This window comes from Psittacicella hinzii (genome assembly GCF_003585935.1).
In the GTDB taxonomy this organism is placed as follows: Bacteria; Pseudomonadota; Gammaproteobacteria; order Enterobacterales; family Psittacicellaceae; genus Psittacicella; species Psittacicella hinzii.
The window spans coordinates 1-11,580 of record NZ_NRJG01000047.1 but is presented as its reverse complement, the minus strand read 5'-3'; the positions used below and the strand labels follow the sequence as shown (position 1 = coordinate 11,580).

Below are 11,580 nucleotides of genomic sequence, written 5' to 3'. Positions count from 1 at the left end.
AAAATTACTCCCTCCAAATGAAGGAGGGAGGGAGTAGACTAAAAAATTTCGGGAAATTCGGTTTTAGGTCGTCAGAAACGACAAAAAAAGATACTGTAACTCCAGCTACAGTATCTTTAAAAATTAATTTTTATTCTTACTTACGTAGGTTCTTAATACTTTCTACCATTTGTTGATACACTTCTGGATTATCACCAAAGTAAACAATCAGAATTTTGTATAAACGAGCAATAGTTGGTAAAGAACTTACGATTAAGCGACGATTAAAGCGTGGGAAATCAACGTTTTGATAAGTTGCAGTGCCCTCTAAGCATTTATCTAGACCTGAACGTGACGTTGGGTCAAAGACAAAAGCAGGAACACTTTGACTTAGTTGAATTTGCATGACTAAAGTATCATCTTCAACTACGTTGATTGTATGATCACCAATATCTAAGATCGCTTCTACCCCTTGCGCTAATAAGTATTCACAGAAGCCTTGTAAAATAATGCGTACTACAGCCTGTTGTTGATTTAACAGGTGTTTATTAGCGTCACTAATTGTGCCGACATAGCGAATTTCGAGATCTTCTGTTGGTAACCATAGACCTTCAGGAATATCAAATTCACGTAAGTTGTCATAACTATGCTCAACTGTAACATTCTCAGGTTTAGCGTTAGCTCCGTAGTTAAAGTTTAGGTTATTAACTTCAGAGTTCTGTCCTTGAATTTTTACAATTTCAGCAATCGTAGGTTCAATGCCTTGACGCACGCAAGCTACATTATTAGTTGCTGCTTCTGGATCATAATTATCGTCGAGTAAGTTATTGAGCACTAACTCGGTAACTTGTCCCTGTTGAGACGAAGATGGAGTATTTAAATGCTCTAAACTTAACTCTGCTTCAGGTTGCCCTTGTTCTTCAAGAACCCCAGCTAAACGAGAAGCAAATGGACTTTGACGATTAGCACTTGAAGAGGTAGCTAAGCTATTAGTTGCTAGACCTACTTGTGGAGCAGAGCTTGCAAGTTCATTAGCTTTGCTAGGATCTAGACCTTGAGCTTGTAAAGCTTGTGACACATTTACTCTGGTGTTTTCAGGTACACTTGGAGCTTGAGCTGTAAAATGCTTCATTTTAAGTTCTTGATCAGAAATACTATCTAAATCTAAACTTAATTGGGTAATAGCTCCGAGAGGATTATCTAAAGAATTATTAAGAACCTTTTCATCCTCGCGTGCTTGTAAATCACTACCAGCAAATGGACGTGATACTGCTTTTAAGCCTGCAAGTGATCTTTGTCCTACTTGTACTACATCATCTTTACGAGCATCACTACGTTTCTTACCAAAACGTCCGTGTAATTGATTAGTGAGAATATTACGCGCGCTAAGTTCTTGTAATTCTACTTCTTCATCAATTACATTTTCCGCTTCTTCTGCGTCATAACTCACATTACCATTAGCCACTAATTCTTTATTGGTAACGGTATTGCTTTTAGCGGTTTGACTTGCTTTAGCAGCTTTAGACGCTGGAGCTGCATTAGTTTCTTGCTGATTTTCTTGTTTAGCTTTAATATCTGCACTGCCAGCAATTGCTGCAAAGAGATCAGCTGCCGTTTGCTCATCATCGTCTTCGAGTACTTCGATGCGAGTGTTTGGACGACGAGTGCTGTTAGTTGAGATATTAACACTACTTTCGGTTTGTTGCCCTAAATCAAGATCATCTTCAACCTCTTTACTTACAGGTAGAGCTTGTTTACCATCAACAGGAACATCCTCTTGCTTCGCAAATTCTGAGAAGTCGATATTATCCGAAATACTAATGGTTGGATTATTTTGTAATTCCTTAGGTTCGGTAATAACTTGTTCTTTATTTTGCGTTGCAGGGACTTTGTTGGTTGAAACTGGATAAGAAGCTTTAACGTCATCTTGGGCATGAGATACGGACACTTGCGATGAAGCAGCCTCTGCTCTAGATGAATCATTAGCAAGATCATTAGAATCAACTTTTGCAATAGTATGAGTATTCGCAACCGTACTATCTTCTACTAGAGAAGCATCATTAGCAGCAACTGCTGATTTACGTACAGTCTCTTGTTCTGTTACTACAGAAGTCTCTGCAGGATCAATATCGGTTGATACTGCAGCGTCAGCTTGATCTGCACTTGCAGTAGTAGCTACTTTAGTACTTTCTTTTTTAGCAGAGTTAGTACTTGTAGAAGCAAAATCAGCGACCGCTTTTGTTGCATCACTTACAGCTTTAGCTTCATCTGCTTTAGCAGCAGGTGCTTTAGAAGCTTGACTTGCAACTGCAGTAGGATCTTTCTCAAGATGAGTTTCGGTAACATTGGTTACGTGATTAGAAGCTACAACTTCTTGCTGTGCTTGCGCAGCAGCAATCATTTTCGCTTGCTCATCAACTTTATCTTTAATTTCGCCATGCACTACTTCTTGTGCACTTTGTCCAGCTTTTTCTTGTGTAGCTAGAGTTACTTCTAATTCTGGAGTCGAAGTTTCTTCTCCATTTGAAGTAATCTTTTCCGTAACAAGATCTTCTACATCAGCTGCAACTTTATCTTTAGAAGCATTAGCTCCAGCTTGAGCTCCAGCTTGAGCTTTATCTTTAGCTTCTTCTTGAGTTACAACTTGAGCTTTAGCACTATTACCTAGAGAAGGTTGTGCCCTCACACAAGTTTCTGTAACTGCAGTTGCAGACTTATCAGGTGCATTAGTTTCAGTTGTAACTTGAGATTTAGTTGCAGATTTAGATGCAGACTTCGTTTCAGCTGAGCTTACTTCTTGGGTTGCAGTTTTAATTTCCTCTTTAGCTTCAACTTTGCTATTTTCTTTAGCTTGAGTTTGACTCGAATTTTTACCTGCGTCTTGCGAAGCAACTTTGTTATCTACTTTGCTGTCAGCTTTAGAAGCTGTAGTTGTCTCTGCAGCTTCTTTGGCTGCTTTAGCTGTTGCTGCAGTATCTTTAGGAGCTTGTTCAGCTTTGCCAGTTAATCTTACTCCTTTCCCTACCGCAAAACTAAAGGTATCTTTACCTTCAAGTTTATTTAAACTTGACGGATCACCTTTAACTTTAGCTTGCACATGCGGAGGAGTAATGGTTTGTACGTACTGCTCTTTTTTCGCTGCTTTAGTTGCTTCTTTTGTAGTTTCTTTTGCAGACTCTTTTACAGCATCTTTTACGGAATTTTTATCAGCTGCTTGCTGAGAAACTTTTGCTTCTTCTGCAGCAGAGTCAGTAACAGAACCTTTATCTGTAGCTGTATCAGCTGTAGAGTCCTTAGCTTTAGCATTATTTTTAGCTTTAGCTTGAGACTGAGCACTATCTTTAGCTACATCTGTTTGGGCAGTTGTTTCTTCAGCAGCAGTAGGAGTTTGCATGTTTAGGGTTGGGGTAAAATCAAGTCTTTCTTTTACTTGATTTTCCGAACCGGCAAGCATGCTTTCCATTTCAATCGTTCGAGCTAAGTTACTACGATCTACAACTGGATCAACTTTTTGTTGTGCGCGAGCGATTTTAGCATTAAGTTCAGGATCTACTTCAGTAGTTGCAGCACCTGCTACTAGATTGTTTGCATTTTCAAGTTTACTTGCTGCAATTTGCGAATCTGTAGCTAAAGTAGACTTACGACCTACTAAAGATGAATCTGTAGTTACTCCAGAGACTAAAGTACTTGAATCAGGTAAGGCAATGTATTTTGGTTCTGGAGTAGTATCGTTTTCTACTACTTCAGGACTACGAATACCAAACAATGCCCCAACATCTTTATTAATTAACTCATCAGAAGCTGCTAATTCTGCATTAACTACCGGTGGTGTTACTACCTTATTAGTGTCATAAGCAGAATTACTTAAGTTCATTAATGGACGTGAGATTTCTCCTTTGTCACCACCAAACAGAATAGCTTCTAAAGCTTCTAATTCTTGCGGATTAGTAAAGTCTTTAACTGCTTCTTTTTGTGGTTTAAGAGAAATAGTACCATCGGCTTGAGTTTGCATACTTACGCCAATGATTTCTTCAGATCCTTTAGTAGTTGAAGCTTTTGTTGCGTCTTTGTTGGTAGAACCTTTTGCTGTACTTTGCTCGTTTGCACCTTTAGCTTCTTGGCTTTGCGCTAGATCTGCTGCTTTATTGGCAACTTGGGCAATTGCATGATCAGTGGCACTTGCTTGGGCACTATTAGGCTCTTCAACCTTAGCACTAACACTATTACGTACAACTTTAGCTAATTGTGATAAGAGCCCTTTACTGTTGGTTGTGGTAATAGGTTCGATGATTTGTTCTTTATCATCTTTTTCCGCATGTGGTACTAATTGCGCTAAGGTGTTATAACCATAGGTTGAATTAATTACCGAGCCACCTTGACTAGCAATATATTTACGATATTCAGCTTCGTCGTCGATTTCTTCTTCACTTACTTGTGCTTGCACTGCTTTAGCATTATCTAGTTCACTTTCAGTAAGAATCGGTTTTTTCTCGCTCGTGGTAATAACTACTGTACCTTGACTTTCACCTTTATCTCCAGCTTGGTTTTCTTGCTGTTGCATAATTTCTTGTACATCAGCTTCACTTACTGGAGTAACGTGCATGCCTACATAACCCACCGAGTTATATCTTTGCACACTATCAAGGTTGGCATTGCGGTTAATAGTTGCAGCTTCAATACTGTCCGAGCTATTGATTTTTTCACACTTAGCAATTGCAGAAGCATCAAAATCCGCATGCGTATATTCTTTACCGTCAATGGTGACCGTCGGCGCAGCTTCTTTTTCGCGTTGGGCTTTAATTTCGTTAATGATGTCTTGGGTACTTAAAGCCTTATCTGTAATTGCATCTGGTGTTGGAATAATATTAACACCGCTATTATCTTTATACTTCTGATCAACTAGATTAGCTACTTGACGAATAATATTACGATACGAACTACGTTCGAGTTGTCCTTTACTTGAAGTTAAACTAATTTCCGGTACTAAGTTCGAGTCAATCGACAGACTTGGCGTTGAAATATTTAACTCGTTTAATTTAATCGGACTTGCACCTGGACGTCCTAAAATTGGACGTTGAGTATGTAGACGATCTGAGCGCGTAAAACTGAAAGTTGAAGTAGCTAATAATGGGTTCACAGCTTGACTACGATTAGCTAAATCCGCATGTTTAAGAATACGTTGTTCAGTTTCTGGTAATGGTAATTCCCATGGAATTTGCGTTTGTGCTGCTAATTCTTTTTGTTTTTGTACTTTATCCCAAGCTTGCATAAAGCTTTGTGAAGTACTTGCTTGTAATGGGAAAGCATCTGCAACCAGTTGCTCCATATACTGTGCTTTTGAATCAGCAACTTCAGCTGAAGACATTAAGTTCGGAGTATTTTTACGCTTGAACGCACGATATAAACGGCGTTGGGCGTAATTTAAACGATAGTCGTAGTCCGGACGTGTATCAAAGTTATCAAGAACTTTTTGCGCAATGTTAATAAAGAACTCCGAACTAAACTTATCCATAGTTAAGTTTTGTAGTTCAGTAAATTCAGTTAATACTAAGTCTTGACATACAACTTTAGCAAAGCTATAAGTTAAACGTTTTAGCTCGACTAGCATTTGCGGTTGCGCATTTAAAGCAGCGACTGAATCTTTACTTAAAAGAACGGTTGTTAAGTTGGCCGTAATACGCGTTTGTAAGTAAGATAACGACTCTTTATAGTTCTCAAAGAGTTCAGCAAAGGTTTGTGTAATGTAGTTATCCGTTACACTTAAAGCTAATAAGTGAGAAATATAACTAAAGTCATCGATTAAGTTATCTCTATCTCCTAAAACTTCGACTAAGAAGAACTCTAAAGCCCCTGGAGTTACTACATTCCAGCTCATTAAATCATCGGCCAGATACTTAAAGGTTTCTGGGCTGCGTTGCGCAACTAAGTGACGTAATGAGTAGTGATACACTAGATCTAGCATTTGCCCATATTCAACGGCATTAAGTTTTTGCGTGAGTAGTAACTGAGTTAAGTAGAGTAAGTAATCATCGAAAGCCGCTAAATTAAGCTTTTTAAAGCGTTCGATTTTACTAGTGATCTCAGGATAAGTTTGATAGAACTGGGTATTAAGAGTTTTGTGACGATGCACAAACTTAATTAGGTTGTACGCGCGCGCAAATGGGATTACCATTTGCCAAATTAAATACATTTCTGCTTCTAAATTTAGCGGTGCTAAAGTACGACCATCACCAGTAATTTCAGCTTGTAATAGAGGTTTAAATAATTCCGGATCAAGCGGAATTGATTTAATATCTAAATTACGGAAGTGCGCTTTAATAGAACCTTGACGGACATATTCAGTGTAGCTTTCGTCACCCTCGACCAAATCAAGAGATTGAATAATCGGCTGATACAGAGCAATTTCTTCTGAAGTAATTGGAGAAATAATACTTGCATCTACTTGTACATCAAGATCGTATTTCTTGATAAAGTAATCGAGATTTTTCTGGATTTCCATGCGCGTTAATTGCAGAATTACTTTTACACGGTCATTAAAACTTAAGTAACCTAATTCAGCATATACACCATGCGCTTTGAAAAGAATAGTAATTACTTGATCTAAGAAGTAACCTGCTTCTTCATCAACTGAATTTGGATTTTTGGCACGGCGATCAATATCACCGCCCGAAATTAACTCTTCAACACGGTATACGTCTTCGATAATCGCTTTTAAGCAATTGTCACTTACACTGTTTAAAGCTTGAAACGTAAATAACTCAAAGACTGACATTTTATTATTTTTACTATTAATGTCTGCAATAAAGTTATAGTTACGATTAGTGTGTAAAATGGTCGTATTTACTAAACAGTATTGTAATGCTTGGAAGTAAAAGAGATAGATTTTAATACGTGCAAACTGACAACGACGATAAATCTCATCTTGATCTACTTCTCCTTGATCTGCTAAACGAGTTGCCGTATGCGCAGCTGCATGGTCTGCATATTTAGCAAAATATGCTTGGGTCTGAAGATAAGCTGCCACCATATCATTACGTTCGAAAAAGTCACGATCTTCTTCAGCTAGATCTCCTAAGTTATCACATAGGGTTTCTAAGTGATAGAACACTTCTTCTTGATCGGCATTTGAAAAGCGTACGCGACTAGCAATGTGTGGCACGAGCATATTTAATTGCTCGAGGTTACGTAAATCTGCAGCTTTAGACAGACCTAATTTAGCTGGAGAGATATATTTCAGACGACTCGTATCTGTAGTTAAATCGTCTTTATAAAGCTCTTGCGCAATTACTAAAATTTTGTGATAGAGCACACGTCCTACAATGGCCGCGGTTAAGATACGTTGTTGCCCTTTAATCACTTGATACTCTTGTCCATCATTATCCGGACGTGCAGCAACAAGCGCACTACCCATATAGTGTGCACTAAAGTTATTCGCAATTACCGAAGATAAGTCATTTAAAAAAGCTTGAACTAACGGTGTTGACCAACGGTAGTTTCTGCTTACTCGCATATATTCGAAGTCGCTCGAGTAGCGATTCAAATTTAAAATATCGAGAACGGAATATCCTTCAAAATAGATATTTGACGTATTTGGCATAAGTAAGTTACTCTTGCAATACAATGCTTACTTACAAGGTAAGTAAGGGGTGGAGTTCTCTCCACCTAATATACATAAAGGGATAATTTTTAAGCTGTGGACAGACGAGAGGCTTCTCGCCTCTCCGCAGCTTAAGATTTACACCCTGCCCCACTATATTGTATGCTAAAAGACATGACATTACTAGCACAGAGGCGTAAAAAGAAACAGATTTTGGCGCTAAAATGCACTTAGTTCATCATTTAAAGTATAGGAGTCGACTTTTTCCTACCAAATTAATAGCTGCCTTAAAGAGAGATACCTAAATATAATCATCTAAGATTAAGCTCTCTTATTTTATCTAAGGCAAAGATCACTAATACGTAAAATCCTACTCTTAAAGAGAGAGCTTAAATCTGATCCTTAAGCGTAAAATATCTTAGATTTTACGCATAAATCTCGCTATAATCTATCTCTAATCGTTATAATAGAGAAAGGACTAAATTAGTTCTTAATTTATCGGCTTTTCTTCCAGAATTTTTTCAGCTACCTTGATGCATGATTTGAGTATAGGGCTTAAACCTAACTCTTGAGCAGCAATCGGTAGTATCTATGCATAGAAATAGTAATTAAACAGTATCCTTAGCTAAGCTAGGCTAACTGTTTAACTATCACTAGCTTTTCTCTTTGCAATTCCTAGATCCTATGACCAAATTCAAACCGCAAATACTGCTTAGCAGCGACGAAAGTTTTATTCATCGGTTACCTAGTTTTATTAAAAACTTAATGGCGTTTAATCGTGAACATTTAGATATTTATATTCTGACGAATTTTGCAATTGAACAATCTCCAACGCAAGCTTTATTTGCAGAATTTGTCGATCATCCGCAAGTAAAAGTACATTTTCACTATGTAACTCCAGAGCGTCGTTTAGCTTGTGAAAATGTTGACTATAGTAATGATAGTCGTTCTAATGCTATGAGCTTACGCCTCTATGCAACAGATCTTAATTTAAGTGGACGCGTTTTATACTTAGATGCGGATATTTTAGTAACAGCTCCGTTCGATGAATTATTTGATGATGAGCAAGTAGATCTGCAAGGTAAAACTCTTGGTGTAGTAGCAGACTATTACATTATGAATAAAAACCTTGTCTCGGCTGGTAATGCCGTAAAACAAAAGCTATCAAATAAAGCGCGTGATCTAACTTACGATCAAAATAATCCATACTTTAACTCTGGCTTCTTACTTATTGATATGGATAAGCTACGTGCTAGTGATCTCTGGTTAAAACACGTAGCCGAGTTACAAAACTATAAAGCTTTCCCAGATCAAGATTTACTAAATGTAATTCACTATGGTGATATAGTACGTTTAAACAGTAAATATAACTATCTTGCTTATCACTTAATTAACACTCGCTATTACTACTATCATGATCATTGGGATCAAGTATTAGCAACTAAAGTGCAAGCTGGACAAGCTAATCCTGATACCTATGCCAAAGTAATCCCAACTTTCTTACACTTTGCTGGTCGCCAAAAACAATGGAACTCGAGCGCACAAGAATTTGTAGATGCTTACCAAATGTTCAACCAACCTTTAACGCAAGTATTAGGTAAAAGTGTAGGAGCTTATGAACAATACTTTGCAGCATTGTTTAAGGCTTATGGTTATTATCCAGTATTAAATGACTACACTCCTTTAATTACGGATTATTACGAGCCAAGCAGACAAGTTATTCACCGTTTACGTCAACAACGTAAACAAAAATGGGGCTACAATCCTCTATATTTAAATACAAAAATGTTTGCTACCGGAGGGGTTAGAGTACTCTTACGTAATGCTCTTACCACTTCAGGTCGAGAGAAGTTCAATCAAAAAATCTACCCTGTAGCAAGCAAACAATTCCAACAGTTCTTACGCCAAGAACAAACAGCTAACTAGAACTAAGTATTGTTTGGGTTTAAGGGTATTGTTTGGACTTTAAGATAATTATTTGGGTCTTTAGAGAATTGTCTGAACTTTAAAGAAATTCTCTGGACTTTAAGTAAATTGTTAAAGCTTTAAGAACATTCTCTGAACCTTAAGCAAATTCTCTAAATTTTATCCATTTTTAAAGACGACAAAGACCTCGCTTACGCGAGGTCATTGTCGTCTTTATGCATTGCTCTTGGTAATTAGCAAGAGTAATATAATTCAAATTCCATTGGATGTGGACGCATTCTGATTTTTTGTACTTCATCAGCTTTTAAGCCAATGTAAGTATCAATAAATTCTTGTGAGAATACACCACCTTCTAATAAGAATGCGTGATCAGCTTGTAAAGCTTCAAGTGCTTGTTCTAATGAGTAACAAACTTGTGGGATATATGCCACTTCTTCAGCTGAAGCTTCATATAAGTTAGTATCAGCAGCTGCACCTGGATGAATTTTATTTTTCACCCCATCTAGACCTGCCATTAATAAAGCAGTAAATGCTAGGTATGGGTTAGCCGTACCATCTGGGAAACGTACTTCAATACGTTTAGCTTTTGGTGTAGAAACTGCAGGAATACGAATTGCTGCTGAACGGTTAGATGCCGAGTAAGCTAACATTACAGGAGCTTCGAAACCTGGCACTAAACGTTTATATGAGTTCGTAGATGGATTAGTAAAGGCATTTAACGCTTTAGCGTGTTTTAATACCCCACCAATAAAGTGAAGAGCTGTCTCTGAAAGACCTGCATACTCATCACCTACAAAAAGATTTTTCCCATCTTTACTAAATGAGAAGTGTACGTGCATGCCCGAACCATTATCACCAAATAAAGGTTTTGGCATAAAGGTTACGGTTTTTTGATTTTGTTTTGCAACGTTTTGTACTACGTATTTGTACACTTGCACTTCGTCAGCTTTAGCCACTAAAGTATTGAAACGTGTAGCGATTTCGTTTTGTGCCATTGCCACTTCATGGTGGTGAGCTTCAACTTCTAAGCCCATTGCCATTAAGCCTTCACACATTTGTGAACGAATTGCTTGGCTACGATCCATAGGTGCTACTGGGAAGTAACCTCCTTTAACATTCGGACGGTGACCTAAGTTGCCACTAAATTCATCGCCTTTTTTATCCGAGTTCCAAATCATATCGTCATCATCGATTTCGAAGAATGCACGACCCATATCGTTTTTAAAACGTACAGAATCGAACATAAAGAACTCTAATTCTGGACCAACGAATACGTCATCAGCTAAACCTAGCTCACGCATGTATTTCTCTGCACGTGCAGCAATAGTACGTGGACAACGATCATAACCTTCACCAGTTGGCTCATATACTTGCGTACGGATAATTAACGTTGGTGAAAAGTTATCACCTACTACGTCTAATAGAGGTTCTTGTTCAACTGGTTTTAATACCATGTCTGATTTGCTAATTGATTTCCAACCAGCAATTGATGAACCATCAATTACTTTACCGTGCGCAAAGAAGTCTTCATCGATTAAATGTGCTGGAATAGATACATGTTGTTCTTTACCTAAAATATCAGTAAAACGTAAATCTGCCCAAACTACACCATGTTCTTCGATAAAGTCTGCAAACTTGGCAGCCACTGCTTTAGTGTTAAATGACATAAATTGTAACCTTAATATATAAATGTTGTATGTAATGTATGTATTAGGTTCTCAAAGAACTAATTTAAAAAGCATTCTTGAGCTTTTAAAAAAGTTAAAAGCACGCTGGTGAGGCCTGCTTATGAAGAATACTTTCGGTTAAATTGTTCTAAGTGAGAGAAAGTGAAAATATTAATTAAATAATATTAAAAAACTATTACTAATCATAATAACGTATAAATTAGCTTTTGTCACTGTTTGTTATCACTTTTTTCTGAACATAGAGAAAAATTAACTTTAACCAGTTGATTAATCGATTAACTTTTTTCATAAATCAGCCTAAAAGAAAATGATCAACTAGATCAAAATGATCATTTTTAGCCAGAGTATAAATTTGTGATTACGCAATATGATTACAAAATACTATTACAA

Annotated in this window: 3 protein-coding genes; 1 reads left to right on the top strand and 2 read right to left on the bottom strand. The window is 37.3% G+C overall.

Features of this window, described 5'->3' with window-relative positions; translation table 11 throughout:
* Window positions 1–136: 136 nt before the first annotated feature.
* Window positions 137–7,489 carry a GmrSD restriction endonuclease domain-containing protein gene (locus tag CKF58_RS03120; protein WP_222987678.1) on the bottom strand — a complete coding sequence of 2,451 codons (7,353 nt, stop codon included), beginning with the start codon at window positions 7,487–7,489 and terminating at the stop codon, window positions 137–139.
* Between the two features lie 771 nt (window positions 7,490–8,260).
* Between CKF58_RS03120 and CKF58_RS03115 the strand changes: the two genes are divergently transcribed.
* A complete protein-coding gene (locus tag CKF58_RS03115) occupies window positions 8,261–9,502 on the top strand; it encodes a glycosyltransferase (protein ID WP_119530871.1) in 1,242 nt (413 codons plus the stop codon).
* A gap of 233 nt (window positions 9,503–9,735) precedes the next feature.
* Here CKF58_RS03115 and glnA read toward each other — a convergent pair whose 3' ends face one another.
* On the bottom strand, window positions 9,736–11,169 hold the full coding sequence (gene glnA, locus CKF58_RS03110; RefSeq protein ID WP_119530869.1) for a type I glutamate--ammonia ligase: 1,434 nt from the start codon (window positions 11,167–11,169) through the stop codon (window positions 9,736–9,738).
* Between the last annotated feature and the right edge of the window lie 411 nt (window positions 11,170–11,580).